Raw genomic sequence first — 23,960 nt, 5'->3', positions numbered from 1 at the left:
GCTCTGCCGGCGCTTTCCCGGTTCCGGATTTCTGTCTCATCTTCGCTCCTTTGAAGGCTACGATGAACCAGAAATCCTCCGTTCTCAGTTAAGCCGATTTGGTCCCATCAGTGCTGACGCCGGACAGAGGAAGGCCTTGAGGTCGGTGCCGTCCGTCCGGGTCGACTGCTGAAGCGCGGTCTCGAAGGCATCCTTCTCGAAGATGCCGACATCGTCCGAGAACAGGCAGAAGAGAAGCCGCGCCATGAACACGTTGAGGGCGTGACGATCGGCCAGGGTGTTCCAGCCGGGATTCGCGTCGCGAACGGCGTCGAATAGGCGCGACAGATGCTTGGTGGCGCGAACATCCGCGAGGCGCTCGGGATCGGGGACGTGGCGCTCATGCCCGCCGAGCGGAAAGAAGATGTCGGCCTCATAGGCAAGCGCGTCGATCCCGATCCGCTGCTCATCGCCGATTTTGGTATCCCGCGCGGCTATGGCCTCGCCATCATACGCCACGAGGATGCGCGAGCGCTTGGCTTTCGGGCGACCCTCCGTCTCAGCCCGCATCCGATCCAGGGCGACGCCGGTCTCGCCTTTCGGCACGACCTCGAAGCGCAACATACGTGTCCACGTAAACGCGCCGGTAGCCGCCTCCTCGCGAAGGCGAGTGATCGTTGCGCGCGGCGCGCCCACGGCCTCCATCAGCTCCAGGCCGAACGCTCCACCCTCAGGCCGACGGGCGGCCAAGGCTTCGACGTTGTCGTAAATCTCAGTCGGGGTCAGCATGAGAGCGTTGCCAGCCACATAAATTTCACCCCGTATACATCATCCTATCAGATCAAAATCGCACAGCCTGCGGCTGCCATGCGGCATAGAGGTGCCAATCCTCCAAACGTCGAGAGGGCATACCACGAGCATAGCGCGAGCGCTAAGGGCGCCTGCACCGAAAGGGCTGCGTCCGAGCGGTCAGTCCACCGGCCAGTGATCCTCATCTTCATCGGCAGGACCGCCCCGCCCGACACCGACGCGATCAAATCACTCCGAATTATAGCGAGGCTAGCTCGCATCCCTTTAGGGAATGGGAATTTGAGCCATGATCGTGTGTGCGGATAGCTGCGCAGTGACGATACTCATCTGCAACCCTCGACGTGGCCGCAACTTTGGGTATCAATATCCAGAAGTTCTTCAACACGCCGGAGCCCGGATGGCTGCGCCGTTTTCCACCTCGATCGAATTGCGCCATCTGCGCTATTTCGTGGCGGCCGCCGAGCACGGAAGCTTCCGCAAGGCGGGGGTGGCACTTGAGGTCAAGGAATCGTCCATCAGCCGGAGCGTCCGGGATCTGGAGGATGAGATCGGCGTCTCGCTGTTCATCCGGCATTCGAGCGGGGTGAACCTCACTCTGGCGGGGCAAAGGTATCTCAGCCGGACACGGCAGGCGCTGGATCAGATTCGCGAAGCCGGCGAGGAGGCCGCTGCGTTCGGCCGGGCGGAAGAAGGGCACCTGAGGGTCGGGCTGTTCTCGAACCTGTCCTCCGGCTTTCTGCGCGACCTGTTCCAGACCTATGACAGCCGATACGGGGGTGTTCACATCGACTTTGTCGAAGCGCCTGCCGAAAATCACGCGGCCGCGATACGGCGGTTTGATCTCGACGCCGCATTCGTGCTGGGCCGGCAAAGCTGGCCGGACTGTGATGCAATTTCCTCGTGGAGCGAACCACTTCTGTTCGCGCTGCCGCGGCTTCATCCTCTGGTCCAGAGAGAGGTACTGTCCTGGCGAGATCTCGTGGATGAGACCTTTCTTGTCCGCACCGAAGGTTCCGGCAATGAGGTGCGTGGGTTTCTTGAGCGCAAATTCCGGGAGCTCGACATCTCGCCACGCATCAGCACGCAGCAAGTCGCCCGCTACAGCCTTCTCGGCCTCGTCGCCACCGGGCGCGGGGTTGTGCCGGTGCTGGAATCCGAGACAGTGATCAGCCTGCCGGAAGTGGTGTACCGGCCGCTTTCCGGCGAGGAGGTGCCGTTCTCGGTGATCTATTCGCCGAAAAACGACAATCCGGCGGTGCGCACCTTGCTCAGCCTCACACGGAAGATGGCCCAGGCGCGGTCTGCAACGCGCTGATGCTCGCAGCGCCGCCAGCCCTGCGGCGCACCTTTGCGAATTCCCGATCCGTGGCGATGAAACGCTCCAACATGGGCACGACGAGCTTCACGGGATCCGGGGCCGGCTCGCCGGTTTCCCGCGCGAGCACCTCGGCATAGGCGACAAGATCGCGGTGCAACGCGCCGGGCAGCGACAGCGCCACCTTTACCGGCTTGTCGTTCGCGATAGGTCCAAGTTTCAGCTTCGCCATGGTCAGTACCTGTAGGGTTCGAGCACGAGGTCGCGCGTGACCATGACCCGCACCGGGAATCCCGGGCGGATGGTCAGGGTCGGCGCGACGTTCAACTGCCGGCGGATGATCTCCTGGCCGGCATCGTTGATGGTGTCCTGCGCGCCGCTCTGCAGCGCCTGGATCAGTTCGTCCTCATCATCCATGGCGAGCTCGGCGCTGACGGAGAGCAGCGTCGAGAGACCGACCGCCTTGGCGAGGTCCCACCAGTGCATGTCGACGCCGTCCTCGAGGCCGGCATAGCCCTGCGCATCGGTGCCTGGCTGACGCTCCAGCACGATGGAGCGGCCATTGGGGAAGATCAGCCGGTTCCAGACCAGCAGGATCCGGCGCTGACCGAAGCCGACACCATTGTCGTATTGGCCGAGCAGCCGTGTGCCCTGCGGGATGATCAGGATGCGGCCGGTCGGGCTGTCATAGACGTTCTCGGTGACCTGGGCGGTAATCTGGCCCGGCAAGTCGGAGCGAATGCCGGTGATGAGCGCGGCGGGGATGACAGCGCCGGCTTGCAGCACATAAGGCGATGCTGGCGCCATGACGCGATCGGATGCGACCACGCGCCGATCGACCGCGGCATTGAGGAAGGCGAGCTGGCGGTCCTGGGCTGAAGGCGTACCGCCCGGCCCGACGGCGCCAAGGCCGCTGAAGCTTGAAGCACCCGTTACTGACGACACCGGCGCGCGAGCCTGTGCCGCCTGGAAGAATACGCGGCTGGTCCGCGCTGCTTCCTGCTCGGCGAGACGGCGCTGCTGCTCGGGATCGACCTGTGGCGCCGTCATTGTTGGCGGCACGACGGGCTGGCCGCGGTTCTGTGCATCAAGGATCGGCCGGCCGAGATCGCCGGGAAGAGGCGGACCCAGGATGGGGCCAGTGTAATCCCTCGGCAGGCCGGCAAGGCCATCGGCGGTGGAGCGGTTCTGGGTGGAATAAAGTTCCTCGCCGCCGGTTCCTTTGTCTCGCCCCTGCAGCGCATAGATCAGCGCGCCACCAATGCCGAGGCCGACGACCAACCCGGCACCGGCCAGTACCTTGCGTGAGAGACGCGTGACGCGCGGCGGCTCGGGACGCAGCCGCATGGCGGCGGCGTGATCGGTGGTCGGAGCGCCGAGATCCGCCTCTAGGTCATGATTGTCGGGGCTGCTCATGATGCCGGCCTCCCGTCCGTACGCTCGATCCGCACCTTCTGCGGACGCTCGCCGCCACCGAGGCGCAGCTCGGCCGCGCCGAACAGCCGGTCGACGATCAGGATGTTCTGGTGGATGCGGCTATTGACGATCTGGGCTTCGCCATCCGCGCCGATTACGAAGAGAGGCGGCATCTCGCCCTGAACGATGCCGCGCGGGAACTCGACATAGACCTTGCGTCCGTCGTCATAGACAGCGATTGGCCGCCAGGGCGGCGTGTCGCCGGTAAGCGCATAGCGATAGTTGCGGGCCGCGAAATTCGGGATGACCGGCGTCGGCGGAACAATGGGGCGCTGCGCTCCCGGAACCTGCGGATAGGCCCAGGCGACGGCCGGCATATAGGGTTTCTCGCCGGCGCGCAGTTCGATCATGTAGCTGCGCCGGTCGGTGGTGATGACAAGATTCGTGGAGATGTCCGCCCGCGTCGGCTTCACCAGCACATGCACGCGCCGGTTCGCCCCTTCGCCGCTCTCGGTGTCGCCGATGATCCAGCGCGCGGTATCGCCTGCCGCGATCGGCCCGCTGCCGGTCAGGCTCTCGCCCGGCTCCAGCGCGATGTTGGTGATCTGGCCGGGCGCGGCATAGACCTGATAGAGCGCGCCCTCGCTCCAGGGGTAGATCTGGATGGCGTTGTAATAGCCCTCGCGGCGCGGCTCGACCCGCGCAGCCGCGTTGGCGTTCTCGACGCGGGCAACCGGTGTTTTCGCATCCGTGCCGCCCTTGGCCGGCGTCCAGGCGGGCGGCGTGTGGAGCGGCCGCGGCCGGTCATCCGCAACCACTGTCGGCGCCGTCGGCAGCGCCGGCACCTCACTGTCATAGCTGATCTGTGGCGGCTTCGGTGCCGATGCGCAGCCGCCAAGCGCGGTTGCCGAGAGCAGGAGAACCGCAAAGGCGGATCGGCACAGAGCCGGAGATGCGGATTTACGGATCGACGTTTTCACTGGCTCATCTCCCGCGACCAGCTGATGGCGTTGACATAGATGCCAAGGGGATTGGTACGCAGGCGCTCGGCATCGTGCGGCGGCTGGATCACGAGGGTCAAGATCGCGCTCCAGCGCTCGGTGGCGGCGAGCTGGCCGTTCTCGTAGCGCCGCTCAACCCAGGCGAGACGGAAGGAATCGGGCGAGGCCCGGATCACGCTGGAGACCTCGACGGCGATCTGCTGCTTGCCGACCCGGGTAAAAGGATCGTTGGCGCGGGCATAATCGTTGAGCGCGGCGGCGCCCCGATCTGTGGTGAATTCATAGGCCCTGAGCCAGTTCTGCCGCACGATAACGGGATCGGCCGGCAGGCTGCGCACCTGCTCGATGAAGCGGGCGAGATGCCAGGCAATCTGCGGATCGGTGGGGCGATAATCGCCGGTGGCGGGTCCAACGGCCTGCGTCTGGCCGAGACGATCGACCTCGACCACCCAGGGCACGACGGTGCCCCGCGTCGACTGCCAGATCAGCGCCGAGGCAAAGCCGGCCGAGAGCAACAGACTGCCAAAGGCCATCAGTCGCCAGTTCTTCGCCTGCACACGGGCCGAGCCGATACGCTCGTCCCAGACCTGGGCCGCCTTCTGATAGGGCGTGACGGGCTCGGGCGAGGTGCCGTAATGTGTCGCGGGTCGCTTGAAGAGGCTCATGAGCGGTCGCTCTCGCTGAGGGAGACGGAAGAGCCGCCGGCATGGCTGTCACCGGAGCGCACAGCATGGGCGGCGGCGGAGACGCCGTGGCGAAGCGACTGGCCGCGCTTCATGCGCTTGGCCCAGTCGGGCACGTCACCGGCGGAGGAGGCTGAGGCCGTACCGCTGACGGCGTTCGCGAGCGGTGACACGGCGGCAGAGCCCGCGGCTCGCGCGACGCCACCGAGACCTGAGGCGACACCCGCCATGCCGGACTGGCCGGCGGAACCGAGGCTATAGGCCGTTGCGCCACCCCGCGCCGCGGCCGCCGTCGCGGAGAGCGCCGCTCCGCCGCCTCGGACGGCGAGGCTGGCAGCACCGCCGGCGGCCAGCATGGCGCCACCGGCAGCGAGGCCGGTGCCGACCGCGGCCCCCGCGCTCAGCTGCGGACCACCGGAGACAAGGCCGGCGGCAATGCCGGGACCGAAGATGCCGAGACCGAGCAGGGACAGAGCAGCCAGCACGATGGCCATGGCGTCATCGATGGTTGGCGTCTGACCACCGAAGCCGGCGGTGAACTGGCCAAACAGGGTGGAGCCGATGCCGATGATGACGGCGAGCACCATGACCTTGATGCCGGAGGACACGACATTGCCGAGCACCCGTTCGGCCATGAAGGCGGTCTTGCCGAACAGGCCGAAGGGGATCAGCACGAAGCCGGCGAGCGTGGTCAGCTTGAACTCGATCAGGGTGACGAAGAGCTGCACCGCGAGGATGAAGAAGGAGAGCAGCACCAGCGCCCAGGCAAACAGCAGGCAGGCGATCTGGATGAAGTTCTCGAAGAAGGCGACCCAGCCCATCAAATCGGAGATGGACTCGAGCAGCGGCCGACCAGCATCGAGCCCGGTCTGGGCCACCTTGCCCGGACGCATGAGGTCGCTGACGGAAAATGCCGTGCCCGATCCCTTCAGCCCAAGCCCGGCGAAGCTCTCGAAGACGATGCGGGCGAGGGTGTTCCAGTTGCCGATGATGTAGGCGAAGACGCCGACGAACAGCGTCTTCTTGATGAGCCGGGCGATGATGTCGTCATCAGCGCCCCACGACCAGAACAGCGCCGCCAGCGTCACGTCGATGACGATGAGCGTGGTGGCGATGAAGGCGACCTCGCCGCCCAGCAGGCCGAAGCCGCTGTCGATATAGGAGGTGAAGACACCCAGGAAAGTGTCGATGACGCCGGTGCCGCCCATCTCAGTGGCCTTCAGTCGTCGCGGGACGGCCGAGAAAGCGGTCGCGCGTCTGCGCCCAGACCTTCAGGCATGCGGCGTCCTGCGCGGCGGCTTCTCCAAGCTGCTGACACCGCTGCTGCTCATCGCGCAAAGGATCGCGCTCGGCCTCGACCGTCCGAATGGGTGAAGGCTCCGGCGCCTTCTCCTCCCGGCTCATCTCAAGAACCGCCGCCGTGCCGGCGATGGCTACGAAGATCACCGCGCCGAGCCGGGCCAGCATGGCTCCGTCCATGTTCGCCTCCGTCAGTTGCTGAACATGCGGGCAGTGCCGGCCTGGTAGCCGGCGCCCGGGGTGAGGAAGCGCCGGCGCTGCTCGCGTCCCTGCTCGGCGGCGGTTGCGCGTTCCGCCTCGGAGAGCGCCGCGGCGCGCCCATTGGCGGACATCACCGCGATCAGGTCGGAAAGCTGCTGCGACTGCAGGGCGAGTAACTGGTTGCCGGCCTGCGTGGCCTGAAGCGCGCCCGTGGCACCCTGGCTCTGGCCGACGAGGGTCGCCATCTCGGCCTTGTTGGCGTCGACATTGCCGACGACGCCGGCCTGCACCCGCAGCGCATCCTGCAAGCCCCCTACCGTGGTCTGCCAGCGCGAGCGCGCACCGGCGACGAGATCGGCATCGGAGGCCGAGAGCGGGATATTGCCATAGCGCTGCTGGAAGGCCTGGTCGATCTGGCCGACATCGAAAGCGATGCTCTGCGCCTGCCCGAGCAACTGCTGGGTGCGCTGGACCGATTGCTGGATCTGCAGCAACGAGGAATGCGGCAGGCTGGCGAGATTGCGCGCCTGGTTGATCAGCATTTGCGCTTCGTTCTGCAGCGAGGTGATCTGGTTGTTGATCTGCTCCAGCGCCCGCGCCGCCGATATCATGTTCTCCGCGTAGTTCCAGGGATCATAGACCGTGAGGGCCTGCGCGGGCGGGGACAGCACGGGTGCGAGGGCGAGCGACGCGGACAGAAGCGCGACGGCGACGGTGAGCGCGCGCGGACGGGACAGCGTCATGGCTGCGTCTCCAGATTGGTGAGGTTGGGAATGAGGTCGGCGGCCCAGCCGAGGCCGCGATGACGCAGCCAAGCGTCCAGGAAGCCGTCGCGACCGTGCGCGGCGAAGACCTTGTCGACGGCCTGCTGGTCGGTCTTGGAGGATGCAGCGCACAGCGCCAGCGCGACCTCGCTGAGGCCGAGCTCAAACAGCCGGTTGCCGCGCCGCGACTGGCAATAGTAGTCGCGCTTCGGGGTCGCCCGCGCGAGGATCTCGATCTGGCGGTCGTTCAGGCCGAAGCGGCGATAGATGGCGGTGATCTGCGGCTCGATGGCCCGCTCATTGGGGAGCAAGAGCCTCGTGGGGCAGCTTTCAATGATCGCGGGCGCGATCGCCGAGCCGTCGATATCTGAGAGCGATTGCGTAGCGAAAATGACGGAGGCGTTCTTCTTGCGCAGCGTCTTCAGCCACTCCCGCAACTGGCCGGCGAAGCCCTCATCGTCCAGCGCCAGCCAGCCCTCATCGATGATGATGAGGGTCGGAGATCCGTCGAGCCGGTCCTCGATCCGGTGGAACAGATAAGCCAGCACCGCCGGCGCGGCCTCCATGCCGATCAGACCTTCCGTCTCGAAGGCCTGGACGGTGGCTGAGCCCAGATGCTCGCTCTCGGCGTCAAGCAGCCGGCCCCATGCCGCGCCGAGGCAATAGGGACGCAGTGCCTGCTTCAGGTCGTTGGACTGCAGGAGGACGCAGAGGCCTGTGAGGGTGCGCTCCTCGACCGGCGCCGAGGCGAGCGAGGTCAACGCCGTCCAGATGTGCTCCTTCACCTGCGGCGTGATGGGAATACCTTCGCGGGTGAGGATGGCAGTAAGCCAGTCTGCGGCCCAAGCGCGCTCGGCAGCTTCATCGATGCGCGCAAGCGGCTGGAGCGAAACGCTCTCCGCGCTGCCCTCGCTGAGCCCGCCACCGAGATCGTGCCAGTCCCCGCCCATGGCGAGCGCCGCGGCACGGATCGAGCCCCCGAAGTCGAAGGCAAACACCTGCGCACCGGCGTAGCGCCGGAACTGCAACGCCATCAGCGCCAGCAGCACGGACTTGCCCGCGCCGGTGGGGCCCACGACGAGGGTATGGCCGACATCGCCCACATGGAGGCAGAACCGGAACGGAGTCGAGCCCTCGGTCTTGCCGAAAAGCAGCGGCGGTGCATCGAAATGCGCGTCGCGGCTCTCGCCGGCCCACACTGCTGACAGCGGGATCATGTGGGCGAGATTGAGCGTCGAGATCGGCGGCTGGCGGACATTGGCATAGACGTGGCCGGGCAAAGACCCGAGCCAGGCGTCGACGGCATTGATGGTCTCGGTCATCACCGTGAAGTCGCGGCCCTGGATGGCCTTCTCGACCCGTCGCAGCTTCTCGTCGGCGATGCGCGGATCGGCATCCCACACGGTCACTGTCGCGGTGACATAGGCGATGCCGGCGTGATCCGCCCCGAGCTCCTGCAGGGCGAGGTCGGCATCTTCAGCCTTGTTCGCGGCATCCGAGTCCACGAGGACGGATGCCTCGTTGGTCATCACCTCCTTCAGGATGGCGGCGATGGATTTGCGCTTGGCGAACCACTGGCGGCGGATCCTGGTCAGCAGCCGAACGGCGTCCGCCTTGTCGAGCAGGATAGCGCGGGTGGACCAGCGATACGGAAAGGCCAGCCGGTTCAGCTCATCGAGCAGGCCGGGCGTCGTCACCGTGGGAAAGCCGGTAATGGTCAGCACCCGCAGATGCTGGTCGCCAAGGCGCGGGTCCAGCCCGCCGGTGAGCGGCTGATCGGGAAGCAGCGCGTCGAGATAGATCGGCGTCTCTGGCACGCGGACACGGTGCCGCTGCGTCGAGACGCAGCCATGCAGGTAGGTCAGCGTCTCGCCGTCATCGAGCCAGCGGCATTCCGGCATGAAGGCATCGATGAGGTTGAGGAGCCGATCGGTCCGGTCGGCAAAGCCGCGCAACGTCTCATGGGGATCGAGACCCGCCTTGTCCCGCCCTTCATAAAGCCAGCCTTCGGTGCGCGCGGCATCCTCGGCCGGCGGGAGGAAGGTGAAGGTCAGGAAGTAGCTCGACTCGAAATGGCTTCCGGCTTCTTCAAAGTCGGCCCGCCGCTCGGCATCGACCAAAGCGGAGGCGGCATCGGGGAAGGTGCTCGCCGGATAGGTCGCGGCGGCATGGCGCTGCGCCTCCACGAATATCGCCCAACCCGAGCCGAGGCGACGAAAGGCGTTATTTAGCCGCCCGGCGACCGCGACGAGCTCGGCTGGCACGGCGCTGTCGAGGTCCGGCCCGCGAAAACGCGCCGTGCGCTGGAACGAGCCGTCCTTGTTCAGCACGATGCCGGGCGCGACCAGTGCCGCCCAGGGCAGGAAATCGGCAAGGCGGCGGTTGCGGCTGCGATACTCGGCGAGGTTCATCATAATGGCACCCCGCTCAGACCGAGAGATGCGCGGGGATGCGCAGATGCCGACGCACCACCTCGACGAAAAGCGGATCACGCTTCGCCGCCCACATCGCCGCGACATGGCCGATCATTCCGATGGCGAGGCCGACCAGCCACAGGCGCAGGCCGAGACCCACGGCCCCGGCGAGCGTGCCATTGACGATGGCGATGGCACGCGGCGCCCCGCCGAGCAGGATCGGCTCGGTCAGCGCCCGGTGGACCTGAACGCTGAAGCCGGGGACGTCGATCGGCTCCGCCATCAGACGAGCGCTCCGCCGCCGAAGGAGAAGAAGGACAGGAAGAAGCTCGAGGCGGCGAAGGCGATCGACAGGCCGAACACGATCTGGATCAGCCGGCGGAAGCCGCCCGACGTGTCGCCGAAGGCCAGCGCCAGCCCGGTCGAGATGATGACAATGACGGCGATGATCTTGGCGACCGGCCCTTCGATCGATTGAAGGATGGATTGCAGCGGCGCCTCCCACGGCATGGAGGAGCCGGAGGCATGAGCGCTGGCCATGGCCATCAGGCTGATGCAGGTGGCAGACACGGCCAAGCGGGCGGCGCTACGGGCGCGATGGAGCGATCGGATCATGAGGGATCTCCGGTGAAAGCAGGGGTGACGCGGTAGTCGCCATCGGGGCCGAGGCCCTCGACATGGGCGAGTTCGGTGAGCCGGCGCGCCGCACCGCGGCCCGCGAGCACGGCCACGAGATTGATGGTCTCGGCGATCAGCGCGCGCGGGACGGTGACGACGGCTTCCTGGATGAGTTGCTCCATCCGGCGCAGCGCGCCGAGTGCACTGCCGGCATGGATGGTGCCGATGCCGCCGGGATGGCCAGTGCCCCACGCCTTGAGCAGGTCGAGCGCCTCTGCGCCGCGCACCTCGCCGATGGGGATGCGGTCGGGACGCAGCCGCAGCGCGGAGCGAACAAGGTCGGAGAGCGAAGCGGCTCCATCCTTGGTGCGCAGGGCAACGAGGTTCGGCGCAGCGCATTGCAACTCGCGCGTATCCTCGATGAGAACAACGCGATCGGAGGTTTTCGCGACCTCGGCGAGGAGCGCATTGGTCAAAGTGGTCTTGCCCGTCGAGGTGCCGCCCGCGACGAGAATGTTGGCGCGAGAGACAACACCATGGCGCAGCGCGTCGGCCTGTCCGGCGGACATGATCCGGGCGCGGACATAATCCTCGAGCGTGAACACCGCGACGGCGGGCTTGCGGATGGCGAAAGTCGGCGCCGCCACGACCGGCGGCAACAATCCCTCGAAACGTTCTCCCGTCTCGGGCAGCTCAGCTGAAACGCGCGGGGCTCCCGCATGAACCTCGGCGCCGACATGATGCGCGACGAGCCGCACGATGCGCTCGCCGTCTGCAGGCAAAAGCCGCTCACCGGTGTCGGACAGTCCCTCCGAGAGACGGTCGATCCACAATCGCCCGTCTGGGTTCAACATCACCTCGACGACAGCCGAGTCTTCCAGATGCCGGGCGATGGCCGGACCCAGCGCCGTGCGCAGCATCCGCGCGCCGCGGGCGAAACCCTGATGATGATGTGCTGCCGCCATGCCAACCCCGACGTGCCGGGGTCCTGACGATCTCATCCCGGGTGGGGATGATTAAAAGAGCCCGATATTAGGCCGGTTCAACAGGATTCGATCCGCGTCGCAGCGTGGCGTGCAACGACAGGTGAACGGCGGGAACGGCTGTCCGGTTATCGGAAGCTTCATAGGAAGCCTCCGCTTCACGGCTTGAAACAATGCTCCCTGTGCCAGCGCAGGAAATGGGGATGGGGTCGCTCGATCAACCTGCGTGGCGCGATGGCGCGGCTCCGCCATGAGCGATAGGATGGCTATCTATCGATCACGTATCCGCTATTATGTGAGCTATAGCGGGAGACTCTGCCGCTCATGGTGTGGAACTGGACGCAGCACGGCTGGCCGCATTTTGCCTATGATCCGGTTGCCCTCGAACCGCTGGAGCGGCGGTTCCTGCTGCTCACCGGCGAGGTGATCGGTGCGGTCCGGCATGTGAGCGATGACGAGCGGGACCTGCTGCGGATCGAACTCCTCAGCGACGAGGCGGTCAAGACTAGCGCGATCGAAGGGGAGGCGCTGGATCGCCTCAGCGTGCAATCCTCCCTGCGCCGTCAGCTCGGCCTCGACACCGACAATCGCAACGTGAGGCCGAAGGAACGGGGCATCGCGGAGATGATGGTCGATCTCTATCGGAGCTGGGCCGATCCCCTCGACGCCGACACGCTATTCCGCTGGCACCGCATGCTGATGGCGGATAGCCGGCATCTGGAGGCCATCGGCGGCTACCGTCGCCATGAAGACGCGATGCAGATCGTGTATGGCCGCCAGGATCGGCCGACCGTGCATTTCGAGGCGCCGCCATCCTCTCGGGTTCCGGACGAGATGGCCGCCTATCTCGCCTGGTTCAAAGGCTCGGCCCCGGACGGTGGAACGCCCTTGCCAGCACTCACCCGGGCCGGGATCGGACATCTCTATTTCGAGAGCATCCACCCCTTCGAGGACGGCAACGGTCGCATCGGCCGGACATTGGCGGAAAAATCCCTCGCCCAGAACATCGGGCAGCCGACCCTGATCGCGCTCGCCCATACCATCGAGCAGCATCGCAAGGCCTATTACGACCAGCTCGAGAACCATCAGCGGACGCTCGATGTCACGGGCTGGCTGGTCTATTTCGCCGAAACAATCATCGCGGCCCAGCAGACAACGCTCGATCGCGTCGCCTTCTACATCGCCAAGGCACATTTTTACGATCGCTTCCGCGACAAGATGAACGAACGGCAGGAGAAGGTGATCGCCCGCCTGTTCCGCGAGGGCCCCGGCGGCTTCACGGGCGGCCTGAGCGCGGAGAACTACCTCGCGATCACCGGCACCTCACGCCCCACCGCCACGCGCGATCTGCACGATATGGTGGAACAAGGAGCTCTGACGCGAACCGGGGAACGCCGATACACCCGCTACCACCTGAATCTGCCGGGAAAGGCTGAAAGGTCGTGAGCTGGCGGCACGTGCCGCAACTGTTTGGGGTCTTTGGGGCGCCCTCGGCGAGGCATCCCCCTTGAACCTGCAGGACGCGCCAGAAGCCGAAGTTCGCTGCGGCTGCGACGAACAGCCGGTTTGGGGCCGGGAGCGCACTGGCAGCTTTTGGGGACTTCAAACGAGAAGCGGACATATAGCCGATGAATGTCCGAGGCCGGAATTGGCCCATAGCTGACGCCGGTAGCGTCCGCTTTCTGGCAGTCGCCAGCGTTTCCGTTCACACAGGCTGAGCCAAACCGCTTGAAGCATTTGCAGCGAGCCGTCCCCGCGATACATCCGATCCCGAGGAGCGAAGTGCGCAAGCGTTCGTTAGAAATCATGGAGAGGGCGGCGGAATGGCAGGCGTGATACGGGCAAACCTGCCCATTACCCCTCCGGCTGGGCTTCTTTAGTACGCCGATCGTCAATGCGGTCGTTCGAACTCGCGATCCTCCGGTTCGGCCAGGCGTCGAACTCGAACACGAGATGCACGACATCAGTCGAGAAGCGACCTTGGATCCCATGGACCGCGATATCGACGTCGCGCAAGTGCGTGGTCGTAATTATCTCGTCCCCCAGCAAAAGCGTCGTTTTCACGCGATCGGAAGGCAATGCAGCGCGGATCCCCTCCGAGATCAACAGCGTCCACTCGGCCGCGTCGCGGTCGGTCACGTATGCGAGCATCCCTCCAAATCGCTCCAGGGTATAAGGAGCGCAGGCATCGTCGAAACGTCCCAAGCCGTCCGCGCCGAGATAGTCGGCGGCGATGTCACCCAGTCTCGTGAGCTTCTTCGCCTCAAGGCGCAGGTCGAGACGGTCGCGATGGATCGCCAGCTGTATGTCGGTGGGCTGGGCGCGCGGTCCGATCGCCGGATCGTATCGTCGCGCGACCTCGACATGGAAGTCCATGCCCGTCAGATTGGGGATCGACGATCCTCGGCTCGGCGCAACTATGAACTGCTCGTCGCGGATCTCCTCCATCGCCTCGATAAGCGCCTGGCTTATCGATGTCTCGTCCGGAAGCTTGGCGCCCTTGAAGGCCTTGTTGCTCTTGCCGAACCACCCGGGCCGTCGCTCGGTCGACGCCGGCTCGCGAACCCGTCGCGCCGCTTCGCGCAGGCCGCCGATCGCCTCGCCGAGGAATCGATGCCAGGCGTCGTCCGCCAGATCATCCGCAGGCCATCTTCTCATGGACATCCCGAAACGACCTGCCTGATAACTTCGCCAGCGTCGTCCACGGCCTGATCGGCCATCCAGGCGAACAACGCCGAAGATTTACTTAGGTGCGCCACCCGGCTCTTTGCGTCGAACGAGACGACGCTCGAAGCCACGAACTTGCCATCACGGTTCGGCGGGGCGGCTCCCTCTTGCTCCGCGTCCTGCCCGAACGCGACGCGGAGCCTGACGACGCCGTCGCCGCGCCCTTCGATCGTCACCGATGGCGTGAACCGCTCCGTAAACGCAGCTGCGAGGTCGCGGGTGAAGCGATCCAGATACACGCGGATTTGAGTTTCATCCGCTTCCACGAACGCGTCGGAAGGAAGTTGCGCGTCGGCATACCCTTCCGAGAAAGAGAGGAACTCTTTTACCGCGCATCGCAGATCCGAGCCAGCACCTAGCGCATCTAGGATCGAGCCATCCTTGTCTGAGGAACCATGCAGGTCTAGGAAGGCCGGCTCGGAAGCGTCTTCGAATGGGCAAGGAAGCGAGAGCAGATCACCCTTCTCAAAACGTGCGCCGTCGAGCAATACCGTCGCGCCGTAGAGGGCCGCAAAATATTGCACGACGCCAGATTCGAGGAACGCCTTCAGGGACCAAAGCGCGTCGATCTGTCGAGACCGCTGAATATATTCGAAGTGCGACGCATCGCGCCCATTATCCGCGAAAAATATCCCGTAGAAAGTGGAATTGAAGGCATGCGGCGCTTCGAGCACGCGTAGCCCCTTGAAGGCCCGCGGCACCAAAAGGATGTTGCCAGAGAAAAGCGCCCGATAGCCGACAACGATCTCCTGTTCGAGAACCTTAGGCAGGGCGACGAGATTGACGGGTAATTCGCGCCCCTGCCTGTCGGTCCGCACCGGGAAGCGGAAACCCGTATCCTCCTCGTTGCCACCGCGCTGGATGCGCAAGCCCGAGCGCATCAGGAATTCCGCGAATGTCAATTTGCGCCGCCTCGTGAAGTTCCGAAGTGCGTCGCGGGTCCGCCGGTCCACCGTTCCGAGAATGAGCGGGCCGAACCAGCCATTGGAGTCGCCCTGTAGGTCCCTAACCTGGACGGTCTGCAGGTCGGTCTGCGACACAAAAAGCGCCCAGACGTCTCCGACCTCGCCTAGCGGTAACGAGGACAGCCGAGGTCTGTATACGGAAACAAAGTCGGACGGTTGGGGCGCTTGATGGCGCGCCACCACGACCGTCGCCGCCGCGCGGGCGCCGCTGAAGAGCCGGTATCGCAGATAGGAGAGATTGGCCACGGAACGGACGGAGACTTTGGAGGCTAGTGCCGTGGCGAAGCGTTCCGATTGGCGACCCACTAAGGAGGTTGTCGGCAGGATAAGCCCGATGACGGCGTCTTCCTCGCACAGGCGCTCTACGGCGAGCCAGACGAACGCGTCCGAGAGGCGCCCGTGCATAACGGGCGTCTCAGCCTTCAGCTCGGCGAGAAATGCGGTCAACGCGTCATCGTTCACCGGAACGCTCTGGTTCGGCGCCTGGGTGTTGCGTCTCGCACCCTGACGCTTCAGCCGAAGCCAAGGGGGATTGCCGAGGACATGGGTGAACGTTGTGCCCTCGAAGGGATGCGAGAAGGCACTGGTGACGACGATGTTGTCGGTGAGGGGAGGCAAGAGCTTCTCGCCCTCATCAATTCCGGAGAAATCCTTGATCGCCACTCCGGCAATATAGTCCAGCATCGTCATATAGAGGCTGAAGCGGCAGACATTGGCGGCCTGGGCGTTCTTCTCGATGCCGAAAATGCAATCCCTTAACAGGTGGCGAGCGGCGTTCGCGTGGGTGGGCCCCCAACCGCCGGGCGGAGCGCATCGCTCCATGATGCGGCGGTAGGCGGAGACGAGGAACACGCCGGACCCAGCCGCGGCGTCAACCACCCGCGAGGTCGCCTCCATCGGGCGTTGGGCATCGGCGCGCGCAACGACGAAATCGGCCAAGTAAGGCGGCGTGTAGAAGGCGCCTTCGGCGCGCTGCGCGTCGCCGTCCTCTAAGCGAAGGAACCGCTCGTAGATTGCCGAGATCGTTTCGGTGCGAAGCACCTGGAACGAGACGTCGAGGAAGCTTAGCTGCCTTCCCGCGACCTCCTCGCCCCACCGCACGACCCGATGGATGAACTGGATCAGCTCAGACGGAATTCGGGGACGCTCGGTCTCGGCGATCGGGAACACGCAGCCATTGATCGCTCCGTCGATGGCGTCCAGCGCTGCCCAGACCTCGTCGGGCGAGAACTCCGGATAATTGGACCGCACACCACGATGGGAAGCCGCGTCGGCGAATCGCACGCCCTTGCATCCAGAGGCCAGGATGACATCGCGCAGCCACTGCTCGTCGATCAATCCCCTGTCGATCAGCACAAATAGGTAGATCAGCTTGCCGACTAATGCGTTCACGAGCGCGCGGCCGTGGCGCGTATCGAGTTGGGGATACGTCGTGCAGGCGTATCGGTTCAGTTGGTCGATCGCGGCTACGAGCCGGCTGTCGATTGTGTCAGAGCGCGAGACTTTGCGGTCCTTCCAAAAAATGGAAGTTGTCAGGGAGCGCGCCGAAACGTCCTCCAACGATGCGTGTAAGGCGTCGTCGACGTCCTCGTGGCGCGTCAGGACAGACCCGTCGGATGGTGGGCCGAACCCGTTCCTCACTTCCACTCCACCAGGGGTGACGACGATGAGCAGCGGCACGACGCCCTGGGTCCACACGCGACGGTGTAGTTCGTCCGCGGCCACGTCGTCGCGCGCCTGGCCCACATATACGACCGGCTTGAAAGATCCGGGAATCGCGCCATCGGAAATGCCGAACACGGAATGGACGCCGATCGCCCCAAACGCTGTCATGACGACGTGTACATTCTCGAGCCGATCAAAGGACTCTGCGCTGGCAAAATACGTCGCGCTGCCTACGTAGCCTAGCGCGCGGCACAGCGACTCGACCTTGCGCGTGAGGGACGCGTCGTCCATCGCTCGCCTCCCCTATCCGCCACGTCCAAGGGTGACGAGACACCCTAAACCATGAAAAGGCATTAAGCCACTGAAAACAAACCGATTACTCGGGCGAGATTGTGCAGGCGCTGCTGGCACTTAGCCGCGCCGGTCGACTTTCCCTATTCGAGAAGAATGGGCGAACGCAATCGAAATCGTGGCCGACCGAAACGCGCTAGAGCGGATGCGGACACCGTATCATCTCATGCGTCGCAACTGGGCAGATCGACGGCATTTGCCGCGGGAGGCAGCGCCTCCTCTACGATGCATGGCCGGCGTGGCCGGCGGAAAAGAATGCGGGCCCGCTGCCGTTGAGCTCGATGCGATGGCGGATCCGCGCGCTTCAACTTTCGAGGTGAGCGCGTCTTATCGTGATGCAAGCTTGGTGTCACTGGTGAAGGTGGGAATATCTGCTCCTCAGTGGAATGCCAGTCGGCAAATGTCGCAAAAGGTGCCGACGTGCCCCAACTCGCTGATGTCCGCTTTTGGGATGCGGCCGTTGTCAGATCAATGACCGAGATGGGCGCGCTTTGCTGACAGAGGGCTTCGAGGTCGGGAGCGGACTGGCCGGTTTTGGGCACTTCCAAACGAGAAGCGGACATATCGCCGATTAATGTCCGAGGCCGAAACTCACCCTTAGCCGGCTCTCGCAACGTCCGGTTCGTGCGGTTTGTGACCTCACTAGGCACATCCCCGACCATTGTCAGGCCTCAGGGGCGAATCCCAGTCCAGTTTTCGCAGCATCACGACGGCAGCATCTGTAGCCCAACGCCCGCTGCCGCACACACTGCCAGTGTCGGAATCATGCCGACCTTGAAGCGGAGCATAGCAACGATGGCGGCGGCGGCCAGCAGCGCCGCGCGCCAGTCGATCGACGAGAGCACGGGCAGATCCGGTCCAATCCCGAAGAGCTCGAACGCCCGCACCTCCCCAAAAACCACATGAAGAGCGAACCAGAGGGCAAGGTTCATGACGACGCCGACGACAGCGGCGGTGATGGCGGACAACGCCGCCGACACCGCCCGGTTGCCGCGTAGAGCTTCGGCATAGGGCGCGCCGGCGAAGATGAACAGAAAGGACGGCGCGAACACCACCCATGTGGTCAGCAGGGCGCCGAGCCCTCCCGCCACCAGCGGATCGAGCGTGCCCGGTGCCCGGTAGGCGGCGAGAAAACCGACGAACTGCAGAACCAGAATCAGTGGACCCGGCGTGGTCTCGGCGAGCCCGAGGCCATCGACCATCTCGCCCGGCGCCAGCCAGCCGAAGCTGTCGACGGCGGCCTGCGCCACATAGGTCAACACCGCATAGGCCCCACCGAAGGTCACGACGCCCATGGTCGCGAAGAAGGTGCCGAGCTGCGTCCACAGGCTGGAACCGCCCGTTGACAGCCACAGGAGCAGCACCGGGGCGAGCCAGATGGCAAGCCACAGGATCACGACGCGGATGGTGCGTCGCGTCGAGGGGACGGCATGGGTCAGCTGGCCGCGCTCGAACATGCGGTCGATCACGCCATGGGTGTCGGCGGGTTGGCTTTTCCCGCCATGTCCGCCGCCGGCAAAGACCGCTGGGGCGTGCCGGCTCCCGAGCCAGCCGACGAGCCCGGCGGCGAGAATGATGATCGGAAACGGTATGCGCAGCAGGTAGATGCCGAGGAAGGCGGCCACCGCGATGCCGATCATCACGCGGTTTTTCAGAGCCCGCCTGCCGATGCGCAGAACCGCCTCCACGACAACGGCCAGGACCGCCGCCTTGACGCCGAAGAACACAGCGTCGATCAGCGGCACATGTCGGTAGACGACATACAGGACGCTCAAGCCAAACATGACCAGCGCGCCGGGCAGGATGAAGAGCACGCCGGCAACGAGGCCGCCCAGGGTCCGGTGCATCAGCCAACCAATATAGGTGGCGAGCTGCTGGGCTTCCGGGCCTGGCAGCACCATGCAGTAATTGAGGGCGTGCAGAAAGCGCTGCTCGCCGATCCAGCGGCGGTCCTCGACCAGCTCCTTGTGCATCAGGGCGATTTGACCCGCCGGGCCGCCGAAGCTGAGCAGGCCGATGCGCGCCCACACTTTGGTGGCTTCGCGGAAGGACGGAACGGCGGGGTCGCTCGCGGAAGCCGCCACATCAGTGGTGGATGTCGACATGGTCGCCTCCCTCACGCCGGGTTCGAGCGCGATGGCCAGTTATGCGTTTCCTCGGTCGCGTCGCGGCACCAGCGGTAGAAGGCGTCATAGAGCGTCATGCCGGCGTCGAGTTGTTCGAGGTCGTCGCGAAACATGCGCGACAGTCCCAGGGAGGCGGCAAGGAAGCCGGCCGCCTGCGGAACGAGGTCGAGCCTGTCCGTGTCGGCGGCGCGCACAATGTCGGCCAGCCGCTCCAGCGGCGCGCAGGAGAGGCCAAACTCTTCGATCATGGTGTCGAAGCTGCAGCGATCGCCATGGTGGCTCCAGAACACACCGTCGATGTCGAAGGGGGTCGCATCGAATTGATCGGCGACGGCGGCAACCTCGGAGGCGCCGACGAAGAGGAATACGGCCGACGGATCGACGAACCGCCGGATCAACCACGGGCAGGCGATACGGTCGACCTTGGGGCGCGCGCGTGTGACCCAGAGGGTTCGTCCAGCCGCGTCGGGCACGGGCAGCCTGTCAGGTTTGACGAGCAGTCCTCCAGCGGCACGCCACGCCTCGAAGCCGCCTTCGAGCGTTTCGGCACTGACGCCCGATTGGCGGAGCCATGCCGCCGTGCCCTGCGCCAGCTTGCCGCCCTTCTGGCAAACCACAACCACCTCACGGCCGGCAAACTGCGAGGCCCAGGCCGGCACAGCCTGCGCCTCGTACCGGCCTGACGCCGGTAGCCGACGCGGGTCCGCGTCGATGTCGTTTTTCATACGCACGTCGATAATCGCAGGCGCGCCCGGAAGACCGATGAGACGGGAGAGTTGGGAAACGGTGATTTCAGTGTTTGACGGCATGAGCGTCCATCCCATTTGTCAGGGAACATGGACGCGATCTTTGGGCTGTCGCCTCACGGGGCAATCGCGAATAACCCCTTGTCCCGCTTCTAGCTGAACTCGTCCGTCACCCGCAAGCCGCCTGATCAGCGCAGCCATAACTCTCTCAAGGCCACGGCCAGCAACACGAGCCCGGCGGCGGCCTCGATGAACCGCGCCGAGCGGTCCAGAAGGCTCGCCCGATGCGCCAGCAGCCGCATCAGCTGATCGCGGAAGAGGATCGTCGCGACGGCGACCGTGGACAGGGTCAGCGCGACGCCAAGCATCATGGTGAAGGCGAAGGCGATGCCCGCCTCCGGCACCCCACGGGAGATGGCAAAGGTCATCACGAAAAGCGTCAATGGACAGGGGATGAGGCCGGCCATGACGCCGACCATCAGGCCCTCGCCGTGCGCGTGGACATGCCTTCGCGGGCGCAAGGCCCGCCACACCATCCACAGGCCGATAATGCCGAGAAGCGCGCGGCTGACATCTTCAAGAACAGGCGCGCGGCCGACACTGCCCAGGGACGCGGAGATCAGCGGGAGCGCCAGAAGGGCGATCAGCACCGACATCAGCACATGGGTAAACGAGAGCGCCAGAGAGACCCCCAACCCGCGCAGGATGCTAAGCCGGGAGCCCGCCAGATAGGTCGCGAGGATCATCTTGCTATGCCCCGGGGTCAGCGCGTGCGCGGCACCGAACAGAATCCCCATCGGCAAATAGACGATGAACGCGCCCCAGCCGCCCGTCCCCGCGACATCCCGGATCTGCGCGGCGAAGGCCTGATAGATTTCCTGCTGGAACCCGACAATGTGCTGCCAGAAGGCCATGATCAGCCCAGCCCCAGCGTGACGGCGGCAAGAACCACGTAGCGCGCGACCTTGGCCAACGTCACGAGGATCAGAAAAATCGGCAGCGGCTCGCGCAGCACGCCGGCGATGACGGTCAGCGGATCGCCGATAACAGGCGCCCAGCTGAGAAGCAGGGACCACTTGCCGTAGCGCCGATACCAGCTCTCCGCACGTGCCAGAGCGGCGGGCTTTACCGGAAACCACTTCCGGTCGCGAAAGCGGTGAATGCCGCGCCCGAGCAGCCAGTTGATGACCGACCCCAGCACATTGCCGAGGCTCGCCACTCCCACCAGCGCCCAGGGCGGATAGTCGGTCGTCAGCAACAACCCGACCAGAACAGCTTCGGATTGCATCGGCAGGATGGTGGCCGCGACCAGTGCACTGAAGAACAGCCCGGCATAGGCCGCAAGCTCGGTCATGGTCGGCCACGGCCGGCAGGGAGCATCATGGGCGCGGCCATTCCGTGTGGTGGCGGTCGATGACAAACACATGGCTGTGCCGATGCCCGCCGGCAACGGGTACAGCGCCGGCCAGATGGGGATCATCCTCCGCCAGCGTGCCGTGGACATGCTCCAGCTCATCGGGATCTCTCGCCGGCCAAAGCCGCAGCGCGGCGAGAGCGGCGAACCCGGCCAGAAGGGCAAGCATGGCGGACGTGCCCGGCAGGCCGATGCTCGCGCCCAGCCAGCCGGCAAGGGGATAGGTGATCAGCCAGCAGGCATGCGACAGCGCGAACTGCGCCGCGAAGAGAGAGGGGCGGTCTTCCGGCCGCGAGGAGCGGCGCAGCAGACGGCCCGAGGGCGTCTGTACCAGCGAATAGCCAAGCCCCAGCAGAAACCAGAGCGGCAGCACGAATGCGTAGCTGTGGAGCGCCGACCCGACCAGAAGCCCCGCGACCAACACCCCGGCGCCGGCGAGCATGGCGGTGCGGTCCGGAACCGTCTCCAACAGCCGGGGCAATAGCAGCGCCGCCACCATCGAGCCGCCACCGAAGGCGGCGAGCGCCAGCGCGGCGGCGCTCTGGTCGAGGCCGAGCACTGCCTGAACCAGAACCACGGTGTTGACGATGACCATGGCGCTGGCCGCCGCGACGGCAAGGTTCAGCGCCAGCAGGCCGCGCAGACGGGGCGTCGCCAGATAGATGCGGATGCCGCGCGTGGTCCGGTCGTAAATGCCCCGCTTCTCTCCCGCCTGCGGGCTCGGCAGGACCACCGAAACCACGAGGGCGGCCGAAGCCAGGAAGCCGACGACGGTGCCGGCGAACAGGCTGTGAAAACTGATCAGCGTCAGCAGGGCGGCCGCCAGCATCGGGCTGACCAGGCTTTCGAGATCATAGGCGAGCCGGGACAGCGAGAGCGCACGGGTATAGTCACGCTCATCCGGCAGGACATCGGGGATCGTCGCCTGGAAGGTCGGCGTGAATCCGGCGGACGCCGACTGGAGCACGAAGATCAGCACATAAACCTGCCAGATCTCGCTCACGAAGGGCAGCAGGAGCGCGACGGCGGCACGAACCAGATCCAGCGAAACCAGAATCGTCCGCCGAGGCAGTCGCTCGGCAAAGGCGGCGGCAACCGGCGCGACCCCGACATAGGCGATCATCTTGATCGCGAGTGCCGTGCCCAGCACCGCCCCCGCATTCGCCCCCGCCAAGTCATAGGCGAGAAGGCCAAGGGCCACGGTCGCCAGCCCGGTCCCGATCAGGGCAATGACCTGGGCGAGAAACAGGTGCCGGTATGTCCGGTTCGCAAGGACCGCGAGCATGTCTCACACCGCCTGCGCACTCATACTCCATGAGTTCGAGATTGCCCGGGACGAGATCGATACCGTCGAAGTAGGTCTTGCGAATAACGTCCTTCAGGGGCACCCGTAGATCGTCGTCATACCGGATCGCTCCGTAGACGGTTTGGTTGTCGTCGACATCAAGCTCCGGCTGAAATCCGAACATCGTCGATAGCGACGCCTGCGGATCGAGATCGATCGCGAGAACACGCAATCCTTCGAGCGCCAGGAAATGCGCGAGATGGATTGTAGTCGTCGTCTTCGCCGATCCGCCTCAACCCGATCGGTCTTTATCTGCGGGACTTCGAATGGACCGCCCAGCTTTGAAAGGCCCGCCCGCCGTCATGACAAGAACACCAAGACCGGTCCGAACCGGACGCCTGGCTCTCCTCGCCGCCCTGGTCTCCATTTCCATTCCGGACGCCTTCGCGCAGAGCATGAGCGCCAACGAGACCAGGGGAACCGGTCTCTCGAGCCAGTGGCGCGGCTCACGCGGCGTCGTCACGAGAGGCCCAGACGGCAAGGTGGTCTTCCTCTATGGCGAGGTCCAGCCCTCGGTCGTCTGCTCGCCCCTGCAGGTGTGCGACATCGAGCTTCAGGCCGGCGAGGTTGTGCGCGACGTGCTCGTCGGAGACACCGTGCGATGGAAGGTCGAGCCGGCGACAAGCGGAGCCGTCGGTGGCCAGGCGATCCACCTGATCGTGAAACCCGCCGAGCCGGGGCTTGTCACGTCGATGGTGGTGACGACCTCCCGGCGAACCTATCATATCCAGCTCAAGTCAAACGCGACGCAGTATATGGCGCGGGTCGGCTTCGACTATCCTGAAGATATCTCCACGCGGCTCGCCGATATCAATGCTCGCCTCGAGGCGAGCACGATTCCCGGCGCCGGCGTGCCCGCCGAGAATTTGAACTTCAGCTACAGCGTGAGTGGCGGCGCGCGCTGGCGGCCGACACGGGTCTATTCCGACGGGGAGAAAACCTACATCCAGTTTCCGAGCTCGATTTCGGGCCAGGACGCGCCGGTGCTGTTCGTCGTGTCCGGAGGCGACAACAGAATCGTCAACTACCGGATGCGCGGCGACATGATGGTGGTCGACTATCGCATCGACAAGGCGATCCTCGTCTCCGGCGTCGGTTGGGTCCAGGAGAAAATTACCATTCAGCGGGGAGGGTAACC

At 65.2% G+C, this 23,960-nt stretch carries 22 protein-coding genes and 2 pseudogenes; 3 read left to right on the top strand and 21 right to left on the bottom strand.

Features of this window, described 5'->3' with window-relative positions; translation table 11 throughout:
* Positions 1-84 precede the first annotated feature (84 nt).
* Positions 85-768, bottom strand: coding sequence for a type IIL restriction-modification enzyme MmeI (locus tag ACO2RV_RS23205; RefSeq protein ID WP_423296586.1), 684 nt, complete (start codon positions 766-768; stop codon positions 85-87).
* A gap of 418 nt (positions 769-1,186) precedes the next feature.
* On the opposite strand from ACO2RV_RS23205, the gene ACO2RV_RS23200 reads away from it, so the two are divergent.
* Positions 1,187-2,104: a LysR family transcriptional regulator gene (locus ACO2RV_RS23200; protein WP_423296585.1), complete on the top strand. Its 918-nt coding sequence runs from the start codon at positions 1,187-1,189 to the stop codon at positions 2,102-2,104.
* Here the strand turns inward: ACO2RV_RS23200 and ACO2RV_RS23195 are convergent.
* The 12 genes and pseudogenes from ACO2RV_RS23195 to ACO2RV_RS23140 form a co-directional block, all read right to left on the bottom strand.
* Complete coding sequence (locus ACO2RV_RS23195) at positions 2,064-2,336, bottom strand: DUF2274 domain-containing protein (RefSeq protein ID WP_423296584.1); 273 nt, start codon at positions 2,334-2,336, stop codon at positions 2,064-2,066. The two genes, ACO2RV_RS23200 and ACO2RV_RS23195, sit on opposite strands and share 41 nt — an antisense overlap.
* A 2-nt stretch (positions 2,337-2,338) precedes the next feature.
* A complete protein-coding gene (locus ACO2RV_RS23190; RefSeq protein WP_244450036.1) occupies positions 2,339-3,520 on the bottom strand; it encodes a TrbI/VirB10 family protein in 1,182 nt (393 codons plus the stop codon).
* A complete protein-coding gene (gene trbG, locus ACO2RV_RS23185; protein ID WP_244450035.1) occupies positions 3,517-4,500 on the bottom strand; it encodes a P-type conjugative transfer protein TrbG in 984 nt (327 codons plus the stop codon). The genes ACO2RV_RS23190 and trbG (ACO2RV_RS23185) overlap by 4 nt, the downstream gene beginning before the upstream one ends.
* Positions 4,497-5,186 carry a conjugal transfer protein TrbF gene (gene trbF / locus ACO2RV_RS23180; protein WP_244450034.1) on the bottom strand — a complete coding sequence of 230 codons (690 nt, stop codon included), beginning with the start codon at positions 5,184-5,186 and terminating at the stop codon, positions 4,497-4,499. The genes trbG (ACO2RV_RS23185) and trbF overlap by 4 nt, the downstream gene beginning before the upstream one ends.
* Positions 5,183-6,412 carry a P-type conjugative transfer protein TrbL gene (gene trbL / locus ACO2RV_RS23175; RefSeq protein WP_244450033.1) on the bottom strand — a complete coding sequence of 410 codons (1,230 nt, stop codon included), beginning with the start codon at positions 6,410-6,412 and terminating at the stop codon, positions 5,183-5,185. The genes trbF and trbL overlap by 4 nt, the downstream gene beginning before the upstream one ends.
* A gap of 1 nt (position 6,413) precedes the next feature.
* Positions 6,414-6,683: a putative entry exclusion protein TrbK-alt gene (gene trbK-alt / locus ACO2RV_RS23170; RefSeq protein WP_423296583.1), complete on the bottom strand. Its 270-nt coding sequence runs from the start codon at positions 6,681-6,683 to the stop codon at positions 6,414-6,416.
* Between the two features lie 11 nt (positions 6,684-6,694).
* On the bottom strand, positions 6,695-7,447 hold the full coding sequence (gene trbJ, locus ACO2RV_RS23165) for a P-type conjugative transfer protein TrbJ (protein WP_244450031.1): 753 nt from the start codon (positions 7,445-7,447) through the stop codon (positions 6,695-6,697).
* Positions 7,444-9,882, bottom strand: a complete 2,439-nt coding sequence (gene trbE, locus ACO2RV_RS23160) for a conjugal transfer protein TrbE (RefSeq protein ID WP_244450030.1) — start codon at positions 9,880-9,882, stop codon at positions 7,444-7,446. Before trbE ends, trbJ begins: the two co-directional genes overlap by 4 nt.
* A gap of 13 nt (positions 9,883-9,895) precedes the next feature.
* A complete protein-coding gene (locus tag ACO2RV_RS23155; RefSeq protein WP_244450029.1) occupies positions 9,896-10,165 on the bottom strand; it encodes a VirB3 family type IV secretion system protein in 270 nt (89 codons plus the stop codon).
* The gene (locus ACO2RV_RS23150) at positions 10,165-10,497 is read right to left on the bottom strand and encodes a TrbC/VirB2 family protein (RefSeq protein WP_244450028.1); all 333 of its coding nucleotides are present in this window, start codon (positions 10,495-10,497) and stop codon (positions 10,165-10,167) included. Before ACO2RV_RS23150 ends, ACO2RV_RS23155 begins: the two co-directional genes overlap by 1 nt.
* Positions 10,494-11,465: a P-type conjugative transfer ATPase TrbB gene (trbB, locus tag ACO2RV_RS23145; protein WP_244450027.1), complete on the bottom strand. Its 972-nt coding sequence runs from the start codon at positions 11,463-11,465 to the stop codon at positions 10,494-10,496. Before trbB ends, ACO2RV_RS23150 begins: the two co-directional genes overlap by 4 nt.
* 176 nt (positions 11,466-11,641) lie before the next feature.
* Positions 11,642-11,725, bottom strand: a pseudogene (locus tag ACO2RV_RS23140) (HNH endonuclease); the annotation flags it as partial.
* Between the two features lie 82 nt (positions 11,726-11,807).
* Here ACO2RV_RS23140 and ACO2RV_RS23135 point away from each other — a divergent pair.
* Positions 11,808-12,929, top strand: a complete 1,122-nt coding sequence (locus ACO2RV_RS23135; RefSeq protein ID WP_244450026.1) for a Fic family protein — start codon at positions 11,808-11,810, stop codon at positions 12,927-12,929.
* Positions 12,930-13,337: 408 nt separating this feature from the next.
* Here ACO2RV_RS23135 and ACO2RV_RS23130 read toward each other — a convergent pair whose 3' ends face one another.
* From ACO2RV_RS23130 to ACO2RV_RS23095, 8 genes and pseudogenes are all read right to left on the bottom strand, one after another.
* On the bottom strand, positions 13,338-14,141 hold the full coding sequence (locus ACO2RV_RS23130) for a hypothetical protein (RefSeq protein ID WP_244450025.1): 804 nt from the start codon (positions 14,139-14,141) through the stop codon (positions 13,338-13,340).
* A complete protein-coding gene (locus tag ACO2RV_RS23125) occupies positions 14,138-17,131 on the bottom strand; it encodes an N-6 DNA methylase (protein WP_244450024.1) in 2,994 nt (997 codons plus the stop codon). Before ACO2RV_RS23125 ends, ACO2RV_RS23130 begins: the two co-directional genes overlap by 4 nt.
* Positions 17,132-17,895: 764 nt before the next feature.
* The gene (gene chrA, locus ACO2RV_RS23120) at positions 17,896-19,296 is read right to left on the bottom strand and encodes a chromate efflux transporter (RefSeq protein ID WP_244450023.1); all 1,401 of its coding nucleotides are present in this window, start codon (positions 19,294-19,296) and stop codon (positions 17,896-17,898) included.
* A gap of 11 nt (positions 19,297-19,307) precedes the next feature.
* On the bottom strand, positions 19,308-20,126 hold the full coding sequence (locus ACO2RV_RS23115) for a chromate resistance protein ChrB domain-containing protein (protein ID WP_244450022.1): 819 nt from the start codon (positions 20,124-20,126) through the stop codon (positions 19,308-19,310).
* 125 nt (positions 20,127-20,251) lie between these two features.
* Positions 20,252-20,977 (bottom strand): nickel/cobalt transporter, encoded by a 726-nt coding sequence (locus ACO2RV_RS23110; RefSeq protein WP_244450021.1) that lies wholly within the window; start codon positions 20,975-20,977, stop codon positions 20,252-20,254.
* A gap of 2 nt (positions 20,978-20,979) precedes the next feature.
* Positions 20,980-21,417, bottom strand: coding sequence for a YqaA family protein (locus ACO2RV_RS23105; RefSeq protein WP_244450020.1), 438 nt, complete (start codon positions 21,415-21,417; stop codon positions 20,980-20,982).
* A 25-nt stretch (positions 21,418-21,442) separates the two neighbouring features.
* Positions 21,443-22,762, bottom strand: a complete 1,320-nt coding sequence (locus tag ACO2RV_RS23100) for an MFS transporter (RefSeq protein WP_423296582.1) — start codon at positions 22,760-22,762, stop codon at positions 21,443-21,445.
* A 19-nt stretch (positions 22,763-22,781) separates the two neighbouring features.
* Positions 22,782-23,054, bottom strand: a pseudogene (locus tag ACO2RV_RS23095) (AAA family ATPase); the annotation flags it as partial.
* 34 nt (positions 23,055-23,088) lie between these two features.
* Between ACO2RV_RS23095 and trbG (ACO2RV_RS23090) the strand changes: the two are divergent.
* Positions 23,089-23,958, top strand: coding sequence for a P-type conjugative transfer protein TrbG (trbG, locus tag ACO2RV_RS23090; protein WP_423296581.1), 870 nt, complete (start codon positions 23,089-23,091; stop codon positions 23,956-23,958).
* Positions 23,959-23,960 lie beyond the last annotated feature (2 nt).

It is taken from the genome of Ancylobacter sp. VNQ12, assembly GCF_049445835.1.
Classification (GTDB): domain Bacteria; phylum Pseudomonadota; class Alphaproteobacteria; order Rhizobiales; family Xanthobacteraceae; genus Ancylobacter.
This window is presented reverse-complemented; position numbering and strand designations above follow the sequence as displayed.

Excerpts from the sequence above, each read along its gene's own strand:
- ACO2RV_RS23205 (WP_423296586.1), bottom strand. The coding sequence starts at position 768 with ATGCTGACCCCGACTGAGATTTACGACAACGTCGAAGCCTTGGCCGCC.
- ACO2RV_RS23200 (WP_423296585.1), top strand. The coding sequence starts at position 1,187 with ATGGCTGCGCCGTTTTCCACCTCGATCGAATTGCGCCATCTGCGCTAT.
- ACO2RV_RS23195 (WP_423296584.1), bottom strand. The coding sequence starts at position 2,336 with ATGGCGAAGCTGAAACTTGGACCTATCGCGAACGACAAGCCGGTAAAG.
- ACO2RV_RS23190 (WP_244450036.1), bottom strand. The coding sequence starts at position 3,520 with ATGAGCAGCCCCGACAATCATGACCTAGAGGCGGATCTCGGCGCTCCG.
- trbF (WP_244450034.1), bottom strand. The coding sequence starts at position 5,186 with ATGAGCCTCTTCAAGCGACCCGCGACACATTACGGCACCTCGCCCGAG.
- trbL (WP_244450033.1), bottom strand. The coding sequence starts at position 6,412 with ATGGGCGGCACCGGCGTCATCGACACTTTCCTGGGTGTCTTCACCTCC.
- trbK-alt (WP_423296583.1), bottom strand. The coding sequence starts at position 6,683 with ATGGACGGAGCCATGCTGGCCCGGCTCGGCGCGGTGATCTTCGTAGCC.
- trbJ (WP_244450031.1), bottom strand. The coding sequence starts at position 7,447 with ATGACGCTGTCCCGTCCGCGCGCGCTCACCGTCGCCGTCGCGCTTCTG.
- trbE (WP_244450030.1), bottom strand. The coding sequence starts at position 9,882 with ATGATGAACCTCGCCGAGTATCGCAGCCGCAACCGCCGCCTTGCCGAT.
- ACO2RV_RS23155 (WP_244450029.1), bottom strand. The coding sequence starts at position 10,165 with ATGGCGGAGCCGATCGACGTCCCCGGCTTCAGCGTTCAGGTCCACCGG.
- ACO2RV_RS23150 (WP_244450028.1), bottom strand. The coding sequence starts at position 10,497 with ATGATCCGATCGCTCCATCGCGCCCGTAGCGCCGCCCGCTTGGCCGTG.
- trbB (WP_244450027.1), bottom strand. The coding sequence starts at position 11,465 with ATGGCGGCAGCACATCATCATCAGGGTTTCGCCCGCGGCGCGCGGATG.
- ACO2RV_RS23135 (WP_244450026.1), top strand. The coding sequence starts at position 11,808 with ATGGTGTGGAACTGGACGCAGCACGGCTGGCCGCATTTTGCCTATGAT.
- ACO2RV_RS23130 (WP_244450025.1), bottom strand. The coding sequence starts at position 14,141 with ATGAGAAGATGGCCTGCGGATGATCTGGCGGACGACGCCTGGCATCGA.
- ACO2RV_RS23125 (WP_244450024.1), bottom strand. The coding sequence starts at position 17,131 with ATGGACGACGCGTCCCTCACGCGCAAGGTCGAGTCGCTGTGCCGCGCG.
- chrA (WP_244450023.1), bottom strand. The coding sequence starts at position 19,296 with ATGTCGACATCCACCACTGATGTGGCGGCTTCCGCGAGCGACCCCGCC.
- ACO2RV_RS23115 (WP_244450022.1), bottom strand. The coding sequence starts at position 20,126 with ATGCCGTCAAACACTGAAATCACCGTTTCCCAACTCTCCCGTCTCATC.
- ACO2RV_RS23110 (WP_244450021.1), bottom strand. The coding sequence starts at position 20,977 with ATGGCCTTCTGGCAGCACATTGTCGGGTTCCAGCAGGAAATCTATCAG.
- ACO2RV_RS23105 (WP_244450020.1), bottom strand. The coding sequence starts at position 21,417 with ATGACCGAGCTTGCGGCCTATGCCGGGCTGTTCTTCAGTGCACTGGTC.
- ACO2RV_RS23100 (WP_423296582.1), bottom strand. The coding sequence starts at position 22,762 with ATGCTCGCGGTCCTTGCGAACCGGACATACCGGCACCTGTTTCTCGCC.
- trbG (WP_423296581.1), top strand. The coding sequence starts at position 23,089 with ATGGACCGCCCAGCTTTGAAAGGCCCGCCCGCCGTCATGACAAGAACA.